The organism is Mesorhizobium sp. M1217 (assembly GCF_040318275.1).
Taxonomy (GTDB): Bacteria; Pseudomonadota; Alphaproteobacteria; order Rhizobiales; family Rhizobiaceae; genus Mesorhizobium.
The window spans coordinates 36940-57264 of the sequence record NZ_JAMYMA010000006.1 but is presented as its reverse complement, the minus strand read 5'-3'; the positions used below and the strand labels follow the sequence as shown (position 1 = coordinate 57264).

Below are 20325 nucleotides of genomic sequence, written 5' to 3'. Positions count from 1 at the left end.
GAGCACCGTCTTGGCTGTGGTCATCACCTCCCTGATCCTTTTCCTCATCGGCCTGGCGCTTGGCGGCGGCGGCATCTGGCTCGTGACGCTGGGCGGCAGCTGGTATTACGTCATCGCCGGCATAGCTTTCCTGATCGCTGCCTGGCTGCTCTACAGGCGCAGATCCACGGCGCTGTGGCTCTACGCGGCGATCGTGCTCGGCACGCTCGCCTGGGCTGTCTGGGAAACCGGCTTCGACTGGTGGGAGCTCGGCCCGCGCGGCGGCATCATCGTGCTTGTCGCGCTGTGGCTATTGACGCCATGGGCGCGGCGCGGGCTTACCGGTCCCGACGGACGAGCGCCGCTGATCCTCGCGGTGCTGGCATCGCTCGGCGTCGCCGGTTATTCGATGACGACGGACCCAAAGGATATTGCCGGCCAACTCAACACCGACAAGGTGACGCCGACGGCCGAACTCGGCGGCAATGTGCCGGCCGGCGAATGGCACTATTACGGTCGCACGCAATATGGCCAGCGCTATTCGCCGCTCGACCAGATCACCCCCGAAAACGTTGCCAATCTGCAGCCGGCCTGGACCTATCGCACCGGCGACGTGAAAGGGCCCGACGACATCGGCGAGACGACCTATCAGGTGACGCCGCTGAAAATCGCCGACACGCTCTACATCTGCACGCCGCATAATTTCGCCATCGCCATCGATGCCGCGAGCGGCAAGGAGAAATGGCGTTTCGATCCGCAGGTCAAGCTCAACAAGGACCGCCAGCACCAGACCTGCCGCGGCGTGGCTTACTATGCCGATGCCAAGATCGCCGCCGGCCAGCCCTGCGCCACGCGCATCTATCTGCCGACATCGGACGCCCGGCTGATCGCGCTCGACGCGGCGAATGGCCAGGTCTGTCCGACATTTGCCGAGGGCGGCACGCTGAACCTGCTCGCCAACATGCCATATCCGAAGCCGGGCTATTACTATTCGACTTCCGCGCCGCTGATCGTCGCCAACAAGATCATCGTCGGCGGCGCGGTCAACGACAATTATTCGACGCAGGAGCCGTCCGGGGTCATCCGTGCCTACGATGCCGACACCGGCGCGCTGTTATGGAATTGGGATTCCGGCAATCCGGACCAGACGACGCCGCTGCCGCCGGGCCAGACCTACACCAACAACTCGCCCAATATGTGGTCGACGGCGAGCGCCGACGAGAAGCTCGGCCTGCTCTATGTGCCGCTCGGCAACAAGACGCCGGACCAGCTCGGCGCCGGACGCAGCGCCAATGACGAGAAATTCTCTTCCTCGATCACCGCGCTCGATCTCAACACCGGACAATTGCGCTGGGTGCGGCAGACCGTGCATCACGATCTCTGGGACATGGACGTGCCGGCGCAGCCGACGCTGGTCGACATAACCACGGCCAGTGGTGTGGTGCCGGCGCTGGTCGGGCCGACCAAGCAGGGCGACCTCTATGTGCTCGACCGGCGCAGCGGCGAGCCGATCGTTCCGGTCAAGGAAGTGCCGGCGCCGGGCGGCGCGATCGAAGGCGACCATACCTCGCCGACGCAGCCGGTCTCGGACCTCAGCTTCAGTCCGAAGCCACTGACCGGCGCGGATATGTGGGGCATCACCATGTTCGACCAGCTGGCCTGCCGGATCGAGCTTCGGAAGCTGCGGTATGAGGGCCGCTATACGCCGCCGTCGCTGCAAGGCTCGCTGATCTATCCTGGCAATTTCGGCACCTTCAACTGGGGCGGCGTGGCAGTCGATCCGGTCCGGCAGGTGATGTTCGGCATGCCGACATACCTGGCGTTCATCTCCAAATTGGTGCCGCGCGCCGACGTGCCGCCGCCGGGCGATACCAAGGGCAGCGAACAAGGCCTGAACCGCAATGACGGTGCGCCTTACGCAGTGATATTGAAGCCATTCCTGTCGCCGCTCGGCATTCCCTGCCAGGCGCCTCCGTGGGGCTATGTGGCCGGCGCCGACCTTCGGACCGGCAAGATCGTCTACAAGCATCGCAACGGCACCGTCTACGACATGACGCCGCTGCCGCTGCCGTTCAAGGTCGGCGTGCCGGGCATTGGCGGGCCGATGATCACTGCCGGCGGCGTCGCCTTTCTCGGTGCGGCGGTCGACGACTATGTGCGCGCTTATGACCTGACGACCGGCAAACAGCTCTGGCAGGCGCGGCTGCCTGCCGGCGGGCAGTCGACACCGATGACCTACACGGTAGCCGACGGACGCCAGTTCGTCGTCATCGTTGCCGGCGGCCACGGCTCGGTCGGCACCAAGCCGGGCGATTATGTGATGGCCTATACGCTGCCGAAATAGAGAAGTTCCTCAGAGCCCGAGATGCCCTTTCAGGTCGGGTACCGATGCAAGTACCTCGTTGGTCAGCTGCGGGCCGGCGGCTGTCTCGGCCTGCTGGACCAACGCGGCATCAAGGCCATCGTGCAGAGACTTATGGCAGCCCTCACTCAGCCGTGACTGGACCAGCCAGGCTTCGACCCTATGTTGCTGCCGGGGGCCGAAGACCTAGGAGCGCGCCATGACAACACCTGCCGGCCCCGCCAAGCCTGTCATTACCCAGGCGATGATCGATGCCTATGATGAATACACGCATCTGACGCTCGACCGGCGGCGCTTCATGGAGCAGTTGACCAGGCTTGCCGGGTCGGGTGCGGCAGCGGCCGCGATCTCGCCGCTGCTGGCGGCGAATTCGGCCCAGGCGGCAATCGTCGCGGAAAACGATCCGCGCGTGAAAGGCGAGGACATCAGCTATACAGGCAGCGGCGGCGAGATGAAGGGTTATCTGGTCAAGCCGGCGGGTCAGGCCGGCAAGCTGGGCACGGTCATCGTCGTGCACGAAAACCGGGGGCTCAACCCGCATATTCGCGACGTGGCGCGGCGCGTGGCGCTGGAGGGGTTCGTGGCGCTTGCCCCGGACTTCATGACACCGCTCGGCGGCACGCCGGCCGATGAAAACAGGGCACGTGACCTGTTTTCCCAGCTCGATCCAGCACAGGTCGCCACCAATGCCGTCGCAACGGTCGCCTACCTCAAAGGCCACAAGGACGGCAACGGCAAGGTCGGCGCCGTCGGCTTCTGCTGGGGCGGCGGCACGGTGAACATGCTGGCCGTCAACGCGCCGGATCTTGCAGCCGCCGTTGCCTATTACGGCATGCAGCCGAAGGCCGAGGACGTGCCGAAGATCAAGGCGCCGCTCATGCTGCATTATGCCGGGCTCGACACCCGCACCAATGCCGGCATCGACGCCTTCAAGAAGGAACTCGACGCGGCCCATATCGAATATTCGGTCTATGTCTATGAAGGCGCCAACCATGCCTTCAACAACGACACATCGGCGGCCCGTTACGACAAGAAGGCGGCTGACCTCGCCTGGGGGCGGACGATCGCTTTCCTCAAGGAGAAGTTGGCCTGATCAGGCGGGCGCCAGCGCCGGTTTGTGAAGGGCGACGCCGGCCACCACCAGCGCGATGCCGAGGCAGTCAGTGAGGCTCGGCACCTGCCGCAGCACGATGACGCCGATAAACGTCGCGGTAACCGGAAGCAATGACAGCATCAGCGCGAAACTGGAGCGCGGCAGCCGCGACATGGCAAGCTGGTCGCAAATATAGGGAATGACCGACGAGCAGATGCCGACACCGACCGCCGCAAGCAGCAGCGGCGGCGTCGAGAACGCCGGCAGCGCATCGGCAAGACCGATCGGCAGAACGACGAGAAGGGCGACCGCCATGGCGGCACCCAGCCCGGCGATGCCATCGCCAGCGTCGGCGCGCGCGACGCGGTGGCCGAGCACGATATAGAAGACGAACAGCGCGCCATTGAGGAAGGCCCAGAACAGGCCGACAGGATCGCTCGACCATTTGACGTCGATGAGCAGCAAGGTGCCGGCGACGGCGATTGCAAGGGCGGCGAGATTGCGCGGGCTTCTGAGGCCGACAAGCGCGACGCCGATGGTGCCGACGAATTCGATCGCCGCTACCAGCGAGATCGGCAGCCGGTCGAGCGCCAGGTAAAACGAGCAATTCATCACCCCAAGGCAGACGCCGAAACCCACAAGCAACAACCGCGTCGAGCGATCGGCGCGGGCGAAGACCGCCCATGGTCGGGTCAGCGGGGCAAAAACCAGTGCCGCGGTGGCGATGCGCAGCCACGCCATGCCGAGCACGCCGACATGCGAGAAAAGCAGGACTGCGAAAGCGGGGCCGAGATAGTGGAACACGGCGCTGACGCCGAACCACAGATGGGGCGGCACCGAGCTTGCCAAGGTAAAAGCCGGGCCGGCGAGTGCCGGACTTGCTGCTGGGGCTTGCGTCCGATCTTCCATGGGGTCAGTATCGCAGGCGATTTTTGCCGTTGATATGGATGATGGCCGGGCATTGCGGCTATTCCCTTTTCGAAAGCAAGGAGTATTCCGCTGAAACGCCTTCGAAATGAAAATACCGATCTGGATCCGGCGGATCTAAAAATCCTGCGCCTGCTGGAGGAGGATGCGCGCACCAGTATTGCCGAACTGGCGCGCTCAGTCGGCCTGTCGGCGCCGAGCGTCGCCGAGCGCATCAAGCGGCTGCAGGAAAGCGGCGTGATCGAGGCCTATACGGTGCGGATTAATCCGGCCGCGCTCGGCATGAAGCTGTCGGCATGGCTGCGCATCAGGCCGGTGCCGGGGCAACTCGCCGTCGTGGCCGAAATCATCCGCGACCTGCCGGAAATCGCCCAATGCGACCGGGTCACCGGCGAAGACTGTTTCATCGCGCTGGCGCATGTCGGCTCGGTCGCCGAGCTCGAGCGGGTGATCGACCGGATCATTCCCCATGCGATGACCAATACGGCGATCATCCAGTCGACGCCGGTAGTGGCACGCTCGCCGCTAGGGGCGGTGAAGCGCCCGGCCTGATGCTAGATTTAAATCTGCGACGTCAGCTCGACCGGGAAATCGTCATTGTCGGCGTCGCGCATGGCGGCGAGGCTGCGGTTGTCCAGCACCTCTGCGATCGCCTGACGCACCTCCAGCATCATGTGCCGGACCTGGCAGGTCGCCTCGTCGCAATCCTCGCAGCGCTGGTATTGTGTGCGGCTGGCGCAAGGGATCGGCGCCAGCGGCCCGTCGAGGACACGCACGACATGGCCGATCTTGATTTCGGAAGCGGGACGGGCGAGGCGGTAACCGCCTTCCTTGCCCTTGCGGCTCTGGACGAAGCCGGCATTGCGCAACTCGCCCAGGATGGCATCCAGGAATTTCTTGGGGATGTTGTTGGCGACCGCAATGTCGTTGACGAATGCGAGCTGGCCGACCGGCAGGCCGGACAGATGCACGAGAGCCTTGAGGCCGTATTTGCCTTTTTTGGTAAGCATGCCCGAGTCAACCCATTAAGCCCCAACCACCCGCATCTGGCGGCTGTTTGTGTGCAAATAATGACGGTTTGGCCGTGCGATGCCGTTCGCGCAGACAGGCCGCCCGAAGACATATTGCGCGCAAACGCGTTGATTCTTCGTAACGTTTTGGAGGGCGGGCGTCCGGAACGGGCGGAGGCCACGTTTTCGGCGAGCAAATGAAGAAAGCCGGCAAACGCCCGCTTTCAATCAGTTCACGAGGTTGCAGACGTCAGCGGCTGCCGTAAGTCTGGTCGAGCAGGCCGCCAGCGGCGAAATGCTCGGCCTGGACCTTGGCCCAGCCGCCGAAGACATCCTCCACCGTCAATAGGCGGACATCGGGAAACTCAGCCTTGTACTTGGCGGCGACCGTCGCGTCGCGGGTCCGCAGGCCGTTGCGGGCGGCGATGTCCTGGCCCTCCAGCGTATAAAGGAAGTCGAGATAGGTCTTGGCGAGGTCGCGCGTGCCATGCTCGTCGGCGATCGTGTCGACGATCGCCACCGGAAACTCGGCCAAAAGGCTGACCGAGGGCGTCACCTGCTCGAATTTGTCCTCGCCATACTCCTTGCGGACGCCGCGCGTTTCCGACTCAAAGGTGATCAGCACGTCGCCGATCTCGCGCTGCACGAAAGTGGTGGTCGCGGCGCGTCCGCCGCTGTCGAAGATCGGTACGTTGTTGAACAGCTTGGTGACGAATTCCTTCACCTTGGCGTCGTCGCCCTTGAAGGCTTCCTTGGCGTAGGCGGTGGCCGCAAGGTAGGTGTACCGGGCATTGCCGGAGGTTTTCGGATTGGGGAAGATCACCTGGACGTCGTCGCGCACGAGATCGTTCCAATCCTTGATGTGCTTCGGATTGCCGGCGCGCACCAGGAAGGAGGGCAGCGAATAGAAGGGCGAGGCGTTGTCGGGAAAATCTTTCTGCCAATCCGCGGAGATGAGACCCTTCCTGACCAGGAAGTCGATGTCGAGGACCTGGTTGAAGGTGACCACATCGGCGCCGAGGCCCTCGGCGATGGCACGTGCCTGCGCAGACGTCCCGGCATGCGACTGATCGATGGTGACGCCTGGGTGGCCGGCGACGAACGCCTTGTTGACCTGCGCAAACAGCTCGCGGCCGACATCGTAAGAAGCGTTCAGCAATTTGTCGGCCGACCAGGCTTGGGAGGATGCGAGGAAGAGGCCGGCCAATGTGGCGACGCCAAGCAAAAATCGCTTCATGAAAACAAGGCTCCAATGCGTGCGCTTATTGCCGGACTATAGCGGCAAGGCATTGTGCGCGACGAGGCAGGCAGAGCGGCCGCTCCACGTTGTCGATAGAAGAAATATTCCCGCTGTGGAGGATTTCTAGTTTTTTCTTTCAGGCAGAGTCTTCCGGGCAGCTTGGCAGCGGTGCCGATGCCGTCGGCGTGCACGATGGTTCCCGGCCGGCCAACGCGATGGCGATTGCATCGCCGCGCGGTCTGGCATATACAAATGGTATATACAAGGAGCTATCGTCATGCCTCAACGCCGCCATTCAACAACCCCGCCGAAAGAGGCGAAGCTGTTTCGTAACAATCGCAGTCAGGCGGTGCGCATTCCTGTCGAGTTCGAACTTCCCGGCGAAAAGGTCTTGATCAGTCGTGAAGGCGACCGCCTGATCATCGAGCCGGTTCGCAAACCCGGCCTCACGGCGCTGCTCGCGCAATGGGCGAAAGAGCCGCCCCCCGGTTCCGAGGAGGACTTTCCCGAAGTCGAGGATATGCCTGTCAAATCCGAGGAATTTTTTTGATGCGGTTCATGCTGGACACGAACATTATCAGCGACATGATCCGAAATCCGGCCGGGAAAGCCGCCGCCGCCGCCCTGCGCGTGGGAGACGCCGCCGTGTGTACCAGCATCGTGGTCGCCTCGGAACTGCGATATGGCTGCGCCAGGAAAGAGTCGGCCAAGTTGCTCAAGAAGGTCGAGGAATTGCTGGCTGAGATTCCTGTCTTGCCGCTCGATGTGCCGGTAGATGCCGAGTACGGCGCGATTCGCGCAGAGCTGGAAGGCAGGGGCCAGACCATCGGCCAAAACGACCTTTTTATTGCTGCCCACGCCTATGCACTGGGAACTACCCTGGTGACCGCCAACACCGGCGAGTTCAACCGGATCAAAGGCCTGAAGGTCGAGAACTGGCTGGTGTAGCGCCTAAAAGAGGATCAAGCAGCCGGAAAAAGCTTCCAGCGCCGCGGCCTGAAAGCCACCCGGCTTTTCTGCGCCGCCGGATGGTCGACTGGCAACTCGATCTCGACCCGCTGGCGTTCGCCGCCGATTTCGAGCTCGACCCGCCTGGTGCCGGCGACGCGGCGGCTGGCGACAACCGTGCCGGCGATGCAGCCGTTGCATTCTTCCACCAGATCGACGTCGTGCGGGCGGAAGAACAGCGTCGCTTCACCTTGCGGTGCGTGCGGCGCGGAAAGCCCGATCGGCCGGTCGGCGATCCAGACCTGGCCGTCCTCGACCTTGACCGGGATCGAGCTCGATTCGCCGATGAAGCCATAGACGAAGGGCGAGTTCGGCGTGTCGTAGATCTCGTCGGCGGTGCCAACCTGCTCGATGCGGCCCTGGCTCATCACCACGACGCGGTCGGCAAGCTCCAGCGCCTCTTCCTGGTCATGGGTGACGAAGACCGTGGTGTGGCCGGTGGCGTCGTGGATGTCGCGCAGCCAGCGGCGCAGTTCGCGGCGCACCTGGGCATCGAGCGCGCCGAACGGCTCGTCGAGCAAAAGCACGGCCGGTTCGATCGCCATGGCGCGGGCCAGCGCCACGCGCTGGCGCTGGCCGCCCGAAAGCTGCGCCGGATAGCGTTTTTCCAGACCGGAAAGCTGAACGAGGTTGAGGAGTTCCGAGGCGCGGCGGCGGATTTCCTTCGCCGACGGGCGTGACGGCCCGTGCCGGACCTTGAGTCCGAAGCCGATATTGTCGGCGACCGTCATATGGCGAAACAGCGCGTAATGCTGAAAGACGAAGCCGACATTGCGCTCCTGGATCGACTTTTGCGAGGCATCCTCTTCGCCGAAGAAGATCTTTCCGCGGGTCGGCCGCTCCAACCCGGCAATCAGCCTGAGCAGCGTCGTCTTGCCGGAACCGGATGGCCCCAGCAACGCGATCAACTCACCCGACTTGATGTCGAGCGAAACGTCGTGAAGGGCCGGAAACCGCTCAAACTCCTTGCGCACGTTGGCAACGCGAACTTCCATACAAATCCCTTTTGTAGTTGATGCATGTCGTTATCCCAAAACCGGTTCCCACTTTTGGGCGACATGCATTTTGTCAGTGTCCGCGCGTCGCGGCGATCTCGGCGCCGTAGCGCATCTCGAGAAGTGTTTTCAAGACCAGTGTGACGAGCGCCAGGCCGGCAAGCAGCGAAGCGACGGCAAAGGCGGCGGCGGCATTGTACTCGTTATAAAGGATTTCGACATGCAGCGGCATGGTGTTGGTCAACCCGCGTATGTGGCCGGACACCACCGAGACCGCGCCGAACTCACCCATGGCGCGGGCATTGCACAACAGTACGCCGTAGAGCAATCCCCATTTGACGTTAGGCAACGTCACGTACCAGAACGCCTGCCAGCCATTGGCGCCGAGCGACAGGGCCGCCTCCTCGTCGCCATTGCCCTGCTCCTGCATCAGCGGGATCAATTCGCGGGCGACGAAGGGGAAGGTGACGAAGATGGTGGCCAGCACGATGCCCGGCACGGCAAACAGGATGACGATGCCATGCGCCTTGAGCCAGGCACCGAGCAGGCCTTGCGCGCCGAAGAGGAGTACATAGACCAGGCCGGAAATGACCGGGGAGACCGAAAACGGCAGGTCGATCAGCGTGGTCAGGAACGCCTTGCCCTTGAACTCGAACTTGGCAATCGCCCAGGCGGCGGAAATGCCGAAGACGACGTTGAGCGGCACCGAGATCGCCGCGACCAGAAGCGTCAGGCGGATCGCCGAGCGCGTATCCGGTTCCGACAGCGCCTGTGTGTAGGCCTCGATGCCTTTGGCGAAAGCTTCCTTGAAGACGATGATCAGCGGCAAGAGCAGGAAAATGCCGAGGAAGGCAAAGGTCACGATCATCAGCACGGTTCTCGCCGTGCGGCTTTCGGTCACCGCCGGCGACTGGCTTTCGTGGTGCGGCGCGTAGGATTTGATCTCCGGGTCAGCCATAGCGCTTGCGGCTCCACGTCTGCACCAGGTTGATGACCAGCAGCATCACGAAGGACAGCGCCAGCATGATCGCCGCGATCGCTGTCGCCGCAGCGTAATTATATTCCTCGAGCCTGATGACAATCAGAAGCGGTGCGATCTCGGATTTATAGGGCAGGTTGCCGGCGATGAAGATGACTGAGCCGTACTCGCCGACGCCGCGCGCGAAGGCCAGCGCGAAACCGGTGACGATGGCCGGCGCCAGTCCGGGAAGCAGGACGCGGCTGATGATCTGGAAGCGATTGGCGCCGAGCGTTGCGGCCACTTCCTCGACCTCCTTGTCGATCTCCTCCATGATCGGCTGCACGGTGCGCACGACGAAGGGCAGCCCGATGAAGATCAGCGCAATGACAATGCCGAGTGGCGTATAAGCGACTTTGATGCCGAGCGGCGTCAGCAGGCTGCCGATCCAGCCGTTCGGTGCGTAAAGCGTGGTCAGCGCGATGCCGGCAACCGCCGTCGGCAGCGCAAAGGGCAGGTCGACCATGGCATCGACGATGCGGCGGCCGGGAAAGCTGTAGCGCACCAGCACCCAGGCGACGATCGTGCCGAAGACGACGTTGACGGCGGCGGCAATGAAGGCGGTGCCGAAGCTGATTTCAAGCGCGTTGATGGTGCGGCGGTCGGTGACGATCGCCCAGAAGTCGGTCCAGCCGAGCGCCGCCGAGCGCCAGATCAACCCGGACAGGGGAATGAGGATGATGAGGGTGAGGTAGGCAAGCGAGAAGCCGAGCGTCAATCCGAAACCCGGAATGACGCTCGGCTGCCTGAACCGCCACCCCGCCTTGGCGGGTGCTGTGGTCATGTCGTCCTGATCTAAATGCTACTGGGCCGGCTTATAGATCTGGTCGAATATACCACCGTCGCCGAAATGATAAGGCTGTGCCTTCTTCCAGCCGCCAAAAAGTGGGTCGTCGATGGTGACCAGCTTGATCTCAGGCTGCTTGGCCAGGTCCTCCGCCGGCACCAGGTCGGGCTTCGAAGGGCGATAATGGTTCTTGGCGATGATCGTCTGGCCTTCCTTGGAATAGAGGTAGCTCAGATAGGCTTCGGCAACTTTGCGTGTGCCTTTGGCGTCGACATTGGCGTCGACCACTGCGACCGGCGGCTCGGCCAGGATCGAGGTCGGCGGGTAGACGATATCGAAATTGTCAGCGCCGAACTCGTCGAGCGCCAGATAGGCCTCGTTTTCCCAGGCGAGCAGCACGTCGCCTAGCCCTTTTTGCGCAAAGGTCACGGTGGCGCCGCGCGCACCGGTGTCGAGAACCGGGACATGCGCATAGAGATTGCCAACGAATCCCTTGGTCTTGGCCTCGTCGCCGCCATCCTTGGCGCTGGCATAGGCCCAGGCGGCAAGATAATTCCAGCGCGCGCCGCCGGAGGTCTTCGGATTGGGCGTGATCACCTGGACGTCATCCTTGACCAGATCGCCCCAATCATGAATGCCCTTGGGGTTTCCCTTGCGGACGAGGAAGATGATGGTCGAGGTGTAAGGCGCCGAATTGTTTTCGAATTTCGTCCGCCAGTCGGGATTGATCTTCTTCGTTTTCGAGACAATGGCGTTGATATCGCCTTCGAGCGCCAGCGTCACCACGTCGGCGTCGAGCCCGTCGATCACGGCGCGCGCCTGGGCGCCGGATCCGCCATGCGACTGCTGGATGGTCACCGTCTCGCCTGTCTCGGCCTTCCAGTGGGCGACAAAGGCCTCATCGAATTGCTTGTAGAGCTCACGCGTCGGGTCATAGGACACGTTGAGAATGGTGGTGTCGGCAAACGCGAAACCGAGCGTGCCGAACTGGACCGATGTGGCGACCAGTGCGCCGAGCAGTTTCCTGAAATGAGGTTTGGTCATTTCCGCCTCCGTTGAACTCGCGCCAAATCTACCGAATTGATAGAATTTAGATGCATTCAATGTTGCCTTTTTTGGCCTATTGAAGCAATTTTTCGCCTACTTTCGGCGATGGGAGGAACTATTTTCCCTTGCACGGGACCTGCGCTCCCGACGCGATTATCTAGAGACGGCTAGCTCTTCGGCAATGGCGGCGTCGCGTCCGAACGAGGTTTTGGCGGACTATTCGGCGGTGACGGGAAAGTTGAAGCGCTCTCTTGGAAACGGCTCGTTTTCCAGCGTGAAGTGCCACCATTCGCGTGCGTAATTCTTGAAGCCGCCGGCGCGCATCGCCTCGACAAGTTTTTTGCGGTTTGCCGCCGCTTCACTGGCGATCGGTCGGTGAGCCGTTTCGCTCGTCGGATCGAAACAGTCGAAACCGGTGCCGAAATCCAGCGTGTCGGCATCGGTCGCGCCGCAGGCCGGTTTCGGAGCGCTCTTGCGGTCCGCTCGCGTGATGGCGACATCGACCGTCGATCCGCGCGAATGGGTGGACAGTTCGCCGATATAGCCCTTGGCGATGAGATCCTTGCGCTTGACCTTTGGGTACCATTGCGGGTCCGGTGGTCCGCTCGTTTTTGTCCAGTCACCCATGTCGGAGACAGCACGCGCAGGGCGGTAGCAGTCGAACACGACCAGCGTCAGCCCTCCGGCAGCAATCGCTTTCTGCACTGCGGAAAGCGCTTGCGCCGCTTGGCTGGTGAGGACGCATACCGGCGCATCGTAACCGCTTACCTTGCGATGCAGGAAGTTTTCGAGGCCGGCATAGCGGATATCCTGCCGGATACCGGGATCGATGTCGGCCAGCCGAACAAAGCCGGCGGGGAGGGCGTCAGCAGAGGCCGAGGAAATACCGGCGGCCGAAAGCAAGGCGTAAAACCCAATCCGCTGAATCACCTGCCGGAAACTATTCAAGGGAAACTTTCACTCGACAAAAACCTTCACACTGGCCGCGCGCCCCGCCGCATCGATTACGGTCAGGGTGGAATAGCCGGCGCCGTCCGGCTGCCAGGTCGCGGTGCGCCGCCGGTCGATGCCGACCAGCGGCTTGCCGTTGGCCAGCCAGCGGAACGGTGCGCGGCCGCCTTGCAGCTTGAGCACCAGCGGCGAGGCGTCGGCCGAGGAAGTGCCGAGATCGACACGGGCGCCGTCAGGCGGAAAGACGATGGTTGGTGCAGGTTCGGTCGGCGTCGCCTGCACCAGGCCGTCGACGCCGGCGCCGAAGCGCGTCAGCGTCACCGGCAATTCTTCACGCTTTGGCCGGCGGACGCCGGACGGTTGGCTTGGCAGCGGCACGGCGGCTAGGCTGGAACGGACAAAGCCTTCGAACAGAATGGGCGCGGCCGAGACATAGCCGGACAGACCGGGCACCGCGCCGGCATCGGGGCGGCCGACCCAGACGCCGAGCACATAACGGCCGTCGAAGCCGACCGACCAGGCGTCGCGATAGCCGTAGGAGGTGCCGGTCTTGTAGGCGATGCCGCGTTGGGCGGCACCCTGGGGCGGCTTGACGCCCGACAGGATGTCCGTGATCTGCCAATTCGCCTGACCATCGAGGATGGTGGTGGTCGAGCGTTCGGTGTTCGCCGGCTCCGTGCCGTCATGCAGCGTGTGTGCCTTGCCGCCATTGGCAAGGCCGGCATAGAGTTGGACGAGGTCGCGCAGCGTCACTCCGACGCCACCGAGGCCGATCGCCAGGCCAGGCGCTTCGTTGACGGGCAGTATCGGCATCACGCCTGCCTGGCGAAAGCGCGCCATCAGCCGGGCCGGGCCGACCGCGTCGAGCACGCGGATCGCCGGCACGTTGAGCGACAATTGCAGCGCCTGCCTGATGCTGACATCGCCCTGATAGCCCATGTCGAAGTTCTTCGGCCGGTAACCGGAGAAATCGGCCGGGCTGTCCTCAATCAGCATCTCCTGCGCCACCAGGCCTTGCTCGAAGGCGAGGCCGTAGATGAACGGCTTCAGCGTCGAGCCAGGCGAGCGAACCACCTTGGTCATGTCGATCCAGCCCGAACGGCTGGCATCGAAGAAATCGGCAGAGCCGACCTCGCCAAGAATATCGCCGGTGCGGGCATCGGCCAGCACCATGGCCACCGAGAGGCGAGGGCCGAGCTTGGCGGCGGCATCCTTGGCCACCTGCTCCAGCCCTTCCTGGACACTCTTGCGGATCGTTAGTTGCAGCTTCTGGCCGGGAATGGCCTTGGGCAGCATTGCATAGGCAGCATGAGCAGCGAGCGCCGGCAAGGTCCGCCGCAGCCCCGACACATCGTCGAGCGCGGCTCGCGCGGCCTCGCGTTCGCCGAGCAGGCCTGCCGACACCATGCGGGTCAGCACGCGGTCGCGGGCGGCATGAGCGACTTCGAGGTTGCGGTCAGGGCGTCGCTTTTCCGGCAATTGCGGCAAAGCGACGAGCAGGGCCGCCTCAGAGACCGTCAGCCGCTTCGGCGCCTTGCCGAAATAGGCGAGCGAAGCGGCGCGCACGCCTTCGAGATTGCCGCCATAGGGCGCCAGCGTCAGGTAGCGTTCGAGGATCTCGCGCTTGGACAGCCGCCGTTCTATCTGGACGGCGCGCAGCATCTGTTTGATCTTCGAGCCGAGGCTGCGGCTGTCGCGCGGTTCGATCAGCCGGGCGAGCTGCATCGAGAGCGTCGAACCACCGGAGACGATATGGCCGCTGGTCGCGAACTGTCCGGCCGCACGCGCCAGTGCCAGCACGTCGACGCCTTGATGATCCCAGAAGCGCTTGTCCTCATAGGTGACCAGCATGTCGACGAACTGGTTGTCGACCTGGTCCAGGTTGGTCGCAAGCCGCCAATAGCCATCCGGCGTGGCGAAGGCCCGCAACAGCTGGCCGTCACGGTCCTGCACCTCGGTCGAGACCGTCAGCGCAGCCGGCAGCGGCGGCGGAAAAGCGCGGTCGAGCTGCCAGAGGGCGACAGCGGTGATTGCGGCGAAGGAAATGCCCGCAATGGCCGCTCGGCGGAGGAATCTTTTGGAGAGCACGGCGCCGCCCCTCATCCGCCTGCCGGCACCTTCTCCCCGTGGAGGACGGGGAGAAGGTGAATGGCCGCAACGCTGGCGACCCCCTCTCCCCGTCCTTCACGGGGAGAGGGTAAGGGTGAGGGGCGGCGCGGCATCACGTCGTTACCTGCAGTCAACCGGTCTGCGTCCCTCTCCATCGTTACGGCGCCTTGACCTCCATCATGCCGGTGGCGGTGCGGGCCGAATATTGCGGCCGGTACATGTCCTCGATCGTTGCCGCCGGGTGGGCGTAGATGCCCGGCGTCACCGCGCGCACGACGTAGGCGAGCGTGATGTTGCGGTCGCCGTCGCCGTCGTTCGGATTGAAGGCCGCGACGAAACGGTCGTTGCGGAATTCGAGATGGGCAGCATCGGTCTGCGCCAGCCAGGAGAAGTTCGTCAATTGGGCGCTGGAGACCAGGCCCGGATTGTCGATCTCGAAGCCGGCCGGCAACAGGTCGGTGATCAGCAGCCGCGAAGGCCAGGTGTTCTGCTCGTAAACCTTGAGCACGACGACATAGCGTTCGTTCTGCTTGACCTCCGTCACGTTGGCCTCTGTGCCGTCGAGCTTGTAGTAGGTACGGCTGATGGTAAAGCCGTTGCCGCCGGCCGGCAGAGGCTGGATCGGCGAGGCCACGGTGGTGACGACCGCCTGCAGCGGATTTCTGCCGGTGTTGACGATGGTCAGCGGACTGTCGGCCAGTTCGCCACCGGCGATCTGGTCCGAATAGCCGCCGGCATGCGGTGCGCCGTTGACGGTCAGCGCGATCGAATCATTGCCGGCCTTCAGCGCGCGGGCCGCCAGCAGCATCCAGGACTCGTCCTGGGTGCTGGTCCACCTGGCGTCGGCGCGTTCCCTGGTCACCAGCTGGATCAGCGCCGGCACGATGGTCGGCACCGGCTTGCTTTCCGCGGCAAGCGCCAGGATCGCCGCACCGTCACGCAGCGGCGAGCCATAGTCGGACCGGTAATAGTCATATTCCGGCGTCGACTTGGCCAGTTGCAACGCGGCCTGGAAGGTTGCCTCCGAGCGCTGCGTGTCACCGTAGAGCGCGAGAGAGGCCGCCAGTTGGGCGACGGCCATCGGGCTGGTAAAGGCTTCGAGCTGGGTGTCGGCGTAATAACGCAGATCGCCGACCGAGGCCTTCTTGTTGCGGGCAAGCACATAGAGCGCATAAGCGATCTCACTGCCGCGATCCTGGACGTCCTGGTCGTAGCCGATCGCGTTCTGCAGATTGCTCAGCGCTTGGTTCATCGCCAGGGCCGGCACGTCGTATTTCTGCTCGCGCGCCCGGGTCAGGAAATCGGTGACATAGGCGTCGAGCCACAGATCGCCGGAACCCGGACCCCACAGACCGAAGCTGCCGGCCGAGGCCTGGTAGCTCAGCACCTTGTAGATGGCGTCCTGGACGCGGCCATGCAGATCGGGGTCGCTGGCCATGCCGATGCCGGAAGCCATCTCGTTGACGTATAGAAGCGGCATGGCGCGGCTGGTGGTCTGCTCAGCGCAACCATAGGGATAGCGGTCGAGCGTCATCAGCAGCGACGGCACATCGAAGGCAGCTGACTGCGAAACGCCGACGCTCACCGAAGCGCCATCGAGCAGGCTTGCCGCCAACAGTTCCTTGTCGACGCGCAGCGCGCCGCCATTGCCCTTGAGGTCGACGACCATGCGGGTGGTCACCGGCAGTTGCGCCGGGCGCACCGGCACATAGAGCGTCTGCTCGACGGCGGTGCCATCGGCATGCGCAAGCTTGATGGTGATCGAGGCGTTGCCCGCGGTCTGCGCAATCAACGGCACGGTCAGTGTCTGCCGCTTGCCTTTGGCCAGCGTCAGCTTTTCAGGCAAGGCGGCACTGCCGGTAGACAGGTCGCCCGTCGTGTCGATGGTCAGCTTGTAGTCGCCAGCGGGGCCATCGGTGTCGGCGACGTCGAGCCGCATGACGGCGGAATCGCCGGGCGCCAGGAAGCGCGGCAGGCCGGCGGTGATCACCACCGGATCGCGCACGATGACGTCTGACTGGGCATGGCCGACCGCTTCCTTGGTCCAGGCGACGGCCATGACGCGCACGGTGCCGTTGAACTGTGGTATGTCGAAGTCGATCCGCGCCTTGCCGTCGGCGTCGAGCTGGACCGGGCCGGAGAAGAAGGCGACCAGCTTTTCGGTCGGCGGACTGCCTTGCGACTGCATGTTGGCGCCATCGCCGCCAGTGCGCAGCTTGCCGGTCGTGCCCAGCGAGCCGTCGATCAGCCGGCCATAGATGTCGCGAACCTCGAGACCGAGCATGCGCTGGCCGAAGAACCAGTTCTCCGGATCCGGTACCTTGTAGTTGGTCAGGTTGAGGATGCCGACGTCGACGGCCGCGACCATGACATAGGCGTTGGTGCCGGGCTGCACGCCGGCGACGGCGACCGGGATCGACAGCTGCTGGCGCGGCATGGTCTTGTCCGGCGGCGCCAAGCTGACGGCAAGCTTCCGCGAGCCGGGATCGAGCTTCAGCCATTTGACGCCGATGGCGCGCGCCGGCATGCGCGTCTCTTGCGCATCGCCCGGCCTGAACAGCGTTGCCGTGACGTAGGCGCCGGCACCCCAATCGTCGCCGACCGGGATGTCGACGGTGCTGCCGCCGGCCGGCACGCTGGCGGTGACCGTCCTCAAGAGCTTGTCGGCGCCGATGGTGACGAGCAATTCGCCGGCAAAGTGCGGCGACACTTTGAGCTTGGCTACTTCGCCCGCCGCATAGGTGTCCTTGTCGAGCGCTATCTCGAGCCCGTCAGGCGTTTCGGTGGTCGTCGAGCTGACATACCAGCCGGCGTCGAACTCATAGCTGGTCGCCGGGCCTTCCGGATCGGCTGTCTCGATATCGAGCCGGTAGCGGCCCCAGTCGACCGGCAGCGACATGGTAGCCTCGCCATCGGCGCTCAGGTCGACCTGGCCGTTGGCCACCGCCTTGGTGAAGATGACCGGCTCATAGTTCCAGGAATTGCTCGAGCGGTACCACTGGTAGCTGCGCTCGACCTTGACCAGCGACCACTGCGCACCCTTGAGCGCCTCACGCTTGCCGTCGGGGTCGACGGCGATCAGGCTGAACTTGGCCGTGCCGCCTTGCGGCACCTCGTCGCCGTCGAAATCGGGGCGGATGCCGATCATGTGGCCCTGCGGGCGGATGCCGATATTCAGCGAGCGCTCGATCGCACGGCCGCCGGTCTCGCGCAACCGGACCGTGACCTTGGCATCGACCAGCTTGGTGGTGGATGGCAATTGATCGACGGAAACCGGGAAGGTCGCCTTGCCGTCGTCGCCGACCACCGGCAGGCCGGTGAAGGGCGTCACCGTTGGTTCGGCCGACTGTTCGTCGGCCAGACCGAAGGAATAGCCTTTGAAGCGGTCCCAGTCGCGGGCGGTCGACAGCGTCAATTCGCCTTCGAGCGCGAGGCCCGCGGCCGGCGCGCCATAGAGAAAGCGGCCGTCGACGGTGATGTTGGCGGTCTCGCCCTGGGCGATCTCCTGCTTGTCGGCGGACAGGTCGAACTCGATGCGATCCGGGACGAAGTCCTCGACCAGGAACATCTGGCTGGCAACCGCCGCCTGCTTGGGATCGGTGTGGATCGCCACTGTCCAGGTGCCGCGCATGGCGTTGGGTTCCAGCGGCAGGTCGACGGCGTGGCCGCCGGCCGATGCTCCGTCGCTGACGATGCGGCGGTCCTCGACGCCGTCGGGCCGCGAGAAGATGAAGGTGAGCGGCAGGTTCTCGACCGCCTTGGCGGCACTGTCGCGGGCAAGAGCCGAGACGTGGACGTCCTCGCCGGCGCGGTAGATGCCGCGCTCGGTCCAGGCATAGACGTCGAGCGCGCCCGGCGCCGCACGTCCGGCGACGCCGCGGTCGGACAGGTCGAACCCGGCGCGGCCCATATCGAGGAAGACGAAGTCGTCGTCGCCCTGCTTGGCCATCAGCACCGCCGGTGCCATGCCGCTGTCGCCGCGCGTCAGGCCGGGATTGAACACCGCCCGCCCTTCCGCGTCGGTGGTCGCGGTGCCAAGGATCTCGTTGTTCCTGGCCAGCAGCGTCAGCTCGGCGCGGGCAATCGGCTTGGCGGTTGCGAGCGAACGGGCAAAGACGTTCAGCCCATCCTGTCCGGTATAGGTCGACAGGCCGATGTCGGAGACGACGAACCATTGCGTGGCGTGCGAATCATAGTCGTCGCTGCGATCGTTGACGGCTTGTGCGGTCAGCACATAGACGCCGGGCTTGCGCTTCGGCAACGCCTCGTCGATGGGGAAGGAGGTGGTGACTTCCTTGTTGAGGTCGTTGGCGATGTCGAGCTGGCCTTGCCAGACCGGCTCGCCCATCTGTTCGGAGATGTTCGAAATGTCGTAGCCGTCAAGTTGGCGCAGGAACTGATACCCCGACAGAAGCTGGGCCAGCGAGCGGTCGCCGATGCGGAAGAGCTTCATTTCGGCGGCATTCATGTTGACGGTGACGACCGGTATGCCGCGGCGTGCGCCGGCGGGCAGCACGAAGCTGTCGCCGGTGAAGCGGGCCGAAGGCGCGCGGTCCTGCACGTAGATCGACAGTACCACCGGTGCCGCGGTGACCTCGCCAATGGCGGCCGGCAGGCCGGCGCGGAAGGTCACGTCATAATGCTGGCCGTGCTCGAGCCCTTCGACGCAGATCTGCTTGTCCTTGGCTTCGACGCCCTTGGGAGCGGCGTTGTCGACGGTGACGAACTGGGAATAATCGACGCCGGTCTTGACCAACTCCTCGGAGAACTGCGCGCAGATACGCGGCGCGCTGGTGTCGGCATCGACGGTATGATCGATGACGCGGAAGCCCTTGCGGGCCTTGAGATCCTGATAGGCGGCCCTGACCGCCGGCGAATTGACCAAAGCGAGGCTCGCCTCGTAGGCCTGCAGGGCCGGCCTGTAGAGGTCGCGGCGGTCAAGGCCGTCGCCGAGCAGCGCCAGCACGTCGGCGCGCGTCTTGGTGGTGCGCAGCAATTTGTAGGCGTTGAAGGCGGCGGAAGTGGCGTTCGCCGGTAGGGTCGACGGCTCCGAACTGTTGGCGGTCGGATGGACGGCAAGCGTTTCGCGCGCCAGCTCGAGCCAGAGCTGGCCATCGTCCGGCAGCACCGAAACCGCCGCTTCGTATTTGTGCATGGCCGAGCGATGATCGCCCGTCAGCGCCGACTGTTCGGCGGCGGCCCTCAGCGCCGTCAGCCCCTCTGTCGGCTTGGTATAGGTCGGGCCGGTGAGCTTGTTGCGGTATTGCTGGGCCTGGTCGGCCATCCAGTTGGGGAAGAAGGCGAGTTCGGGTGGCGCGCCGATGTCGGGATCGCCATCGATGTTGACGACCTTGCCGGCGACGGCGCCGCCGAAGGGTTTCAACGAGTTGTAATCGGATTTAAGGAAGCACCATTTGGCCTTGAGGTTGTAGGTGAAGGCACGGCAGGCCGGGTCGCCGAGGCAGGTGGTCTTGCACTGATCGAGGCTGACATTCTGGTCGGATCTGAGATCGAAACCAAAATAGTCGGAATTATCCGATGTCACCACCCGCCGGGCTTCGGCCGCTTGCGCGACACCACTCCAGGCGAAAAAGAGAAGGAAAAGAATCGATAGACCACGAGCCGCGCGCATTGCCATAAACCCCTCCAGACAAGTGCTTACGTCCAGAAATCTTCAAGCTTCAGTCGCGCTTGTCAACATCAGGACGCGGCAGGATCCGCCTGCCAACGGTTTGCTTTCCGGTCGGTGACCGGTAGTAGCTCCATAGGACAGGGGATCACGCTTTCTTGCGGCGACGC

Annotated in this window: 15 protein-coding genes; 5 read left to right on the top strand and 10 right to left on the bottom strand. The window is 64.0% G+C overall.

The features are described from left to right. The first annotated feature begins 10 nt into the window (after positions 1-10). Positions 11-2323, top strand: a complete 2313-nt coding sequence (locus tag NKH37_RS11845) for a glucose/quinate/shikimate family membrane-bound PQQ-dependent dehydrogenase (protein ID WP_352495137.1) — start codon at positions 11-13, stop codon at positions 2321-2323. A 217-nt stretch (positions 2324-2540) separates the two neighbouring features. Next, positions 2541-3434 (top strand): dienelactone hydrolase family protein, encoded by an 894-nt coding sequence (locus tag NKH37_RS11840; protein ID WP_352482916.1) that lies wholly within the window; start codon positions 2541-2543, stop codon positions 3432-3434. Here the strand turns inward: NKH37_RS11840 and NKH37_RS11835 are convergent, their stop codons facing one another. Then, positions 3435-4343, bottom strand: coding sequence for an EamA family transporter (locus NKH37_RS11835; protein ID WP_352482917.1), 909 nt, complete (start codon positions 4341-4343; stop codon positions 3435-3437). It lies immediately after the preceding gene. A gap of 90 nt (positions 4344-4433) precedes the next feature. Here NKH37_RS11835 and NKH37_RS11830 point away from each other — a divergent pair, with 90 nt between their 5' ends. Then, positions 4434-4913: an Lrp/AsnC family transcriptional regulator gene (locus tag NKH37_RS11830; RefSeq protein ID WP_352483074.1), complete on the top strand. Its 480-nt coding sequence runs from the start codon at positions 4434-4436 to the stop codon at positions 4911-4913. Between the two features lie 8 nt (positions 4914-4921). Here the strand turns inward: NKH37_RS11830 and NKH37_RS11825 are convergent, their stop codons facing one another. Beyond that, the gene (locus tag NKH37_RS11825; protein ID WP_006202816.1) at positions 4922-5371 is read right to left on the bottom strand and encodes an RrF2 family transcriptional regulator; all 450 of its coding nucleotides are present in this window, start codon (positions 5369-5371) and stop codon (positions 4922-4924) included. A gap of 250 nt (positions 5372-5621) precedes the next feature. Next, positions 5622-6608 carry a sulfate ABC transporter substrate-binding protein gene (locus NKH37_RS11820; RefSeq protein WP_023721149.1) on the bottom strand — a complete coding sequence of 329 codons (987 nt, stop codon included), beginning with the start codon at positions 6606-6608 and terminating at the stop codon, positions 5622-5624. Positions 6609-6888: 280 nt separating this feature from the next. Here NKH37_RS11820 and NKH37_RS11815 point away from each other — a divergent pair, with 280 nt between their 5' ends. Then, positions 6889-7161, top strand: coding sequence for an AbrB/MazE/SpoVT family DNA-binding domain-containing protein (locus tag NKH37_RS11815; RefSeq protein WP_023721148.1), 273 nt, complete (start codon positions 6889-6891; stop codon positions 7159-7161). After that, positions 7161-7559, top strand: a complete 399-nt coding sequence (locus tag NKH37_RS11810; RefSeq protein WP_023721147.1) for a type II toxin-antitoxin system VapC family toxin — start codon at positions 7161-7163, stop codon at positions 7557-7559. Before NKH37_RS11815 ends, NKH37_RS11810 begins: the two co-directional genes overlap by 1 nt. Before the next feature lie 14 nt (positions 7560-7573). On the opposite strand, the gene NKH37_RS11805 is transcribed toward NKH37_RS11810, so the two are convergent. From NKH37_RS11805 to NKH37_RS11775, 7 genes are all read right to left on the bottom strand, one after another. Then, complete coding sequence (locus NKH37_RS11805; RefSeq protein WP_352482922.1) at positions 7574-8614, bottom strand: sulfate/molybdate ABC transporter ATP-binding protein; 1041 nt, start codon at positions 8612-8614, stop codon at positions 7574-7576. 73 nt (positions 8615-8687) lie between these two features. Beyond that, positions 8688-9572, bottom strand: coding sequence for a sulfate ABC transporter permease subunit CysW (gene cysW / locus NKH37_RS11800; RefSeq protein WP_023720881.1), 885 nt, complete (start codon positions 9570-9572; stop codon positions 8688-8690). Continuing rightward, positions 9565-10416, bottom strand: coding sequence for a sulfate ABC transporter permease subunit CysT (gene cysT / locus NKH37_RS11795; protein WP_023720880.1), 852 nt, complete (start codon positions 10414-10416; stop codon positions 9565-9567). The genes cysW and cysT overlap by 8 nt, the downstream gene beginning before the upstream one ends. An 18-nt stretch (positions 10417-10434) precedes the next feature. Beyond that, on the bottom strand, positions 10435-11463 hold the full coding sequence (locus tag NKH37_RS11790) for a sulfate ABC transporter substrate-binding protein (RefSeq protein ID WP_023720879.1): 1029 nt from the start codon (positions 11461-11463) through the stop codon (positions 10435-10437). Positions 11464-11682: 219 nt separating this feature from the next. Continuing rightward, a complete protein-coding gene (locus NKH37_RS11785; protein ID WP_023720878.1) occupies positions 11683-12369 on the bottom strand; it encodes a M15 family metallopeptidase in 687 nt (228 codons plus the stop codon). Positions 12370-12423: 54 nt separating this feature from the next. Next, complete coding sequence (gene pbpC, locus NKH37_RS11780) at positions 12424-14520, bottom strand: penicillin-binding protein 1C (protein WP_353003406.1); 2097 nt, start codon at positions 14518-14520, stop codon at positions 12424-12426. A gap of 163 nt (positions 14521-14683) precedes the next feature. After that, the gene (locus NKH37_RS11775; protein WP_352963026.1) at positions 14684-20164 is read right to left on the bottom strand and encodes an alpha-2-macroglobulin family protein; all 5481 of its coding nucleotides are present in this window, start codon (positions 20162-20164) and stop codon (positions 14684-14686) included. Positions 20165-20325: the final 161 nt, after the last annotated feature.

Excerpts from the sequence above, each read along its gene's own strand:
- NKH37_RS11835 (WP_352482917.1), bottom strand. The coding sequence starts at position 4,343 with ATGGAAGATCGGACGCAAGCCCCAGCAGCAAGTCCGGCACTCGCCGGC.
- cysW (WP_023720881.1), bottom strand. The coding sequence starts at position 9,572 with ATGGCTGACCCGGAGATCAAATCCTACGCGCCGCACCACGAAAGCCAG.
- pbpC (WP_353003406.1), bottom strand. The coding sequence starts at position 14,520 with ATGAGGGGCGGCGCCGTGCTCTCCAAAAGATTCCTCCGCCGAGCGGCC.
- NKH37_RS11840 (WP_352482916.1), top strand. The coding sequence starts at position 2,541 with ATGACAACACCTGCCGGCCCCGCCAAGCCTGTCATTACCCAGGCGATG.
- NKH37_RS11790 (WP_023720879.1), bottom strand. The coding sequence starts at position 11,463 with ATGACCAAACCTCATTTCAGGAAACTGCTCGGCGCACTGGTCGCCACA.
- NKH37_RS11805 (WP_352482922.1), bottom strand. The coding sequence starts at position 8,614 with ATGGAAGTTCGCGTTGCCAACGTGCGCAAGGAGTTTGAGCGGTTTCCG.
- NKH37_RS11820 (WP_023721149.1), bottom strand. The coding sequence starts at position 6,608 with ATGAAGCGATTTTTGCTTGGCGTCGCCACATTGGCCGGCCTCTTCCTC.
- NKH37_RS11810 (WP_023721147.1), top strand. The coding sequence starts at position 7,161 with ATGCGGTTCATGCTGGACACGAACATTATCAGCGACATGATCCGAAAT.
- cysT (WP_023720880.1), bottom strand. The coding sequence starts at position 10,416 with ATGACCACAGCACCCGCCAAGGCGGGGTGGCGGTTCAGGCAGCCGAGC.
- NKH37_RS11825 (WP_006202816.1), bottom strand. The coding sequence starts at position 5,371 with ATGCTTACCAAAAAAGGCAAATACGGCCTCAAGGCTCTCGTGCATCTG.
- NKH37_RS11775 (WP_352963026.1), bottom strand. The coding sequence starts at position 20,164 with ATGGCAATGCGCGCGGCTCGTGGTCTATCGATTCTTTTCCTTCTCTTT.
- NKH37_RS11815 (WP_023721148.1), top strand. The coding sequence starts at position 6,889 with ATGCCTCAACGCCGCCATTCAACAACCCCGCCGAAAGAGGCGAAGCTG.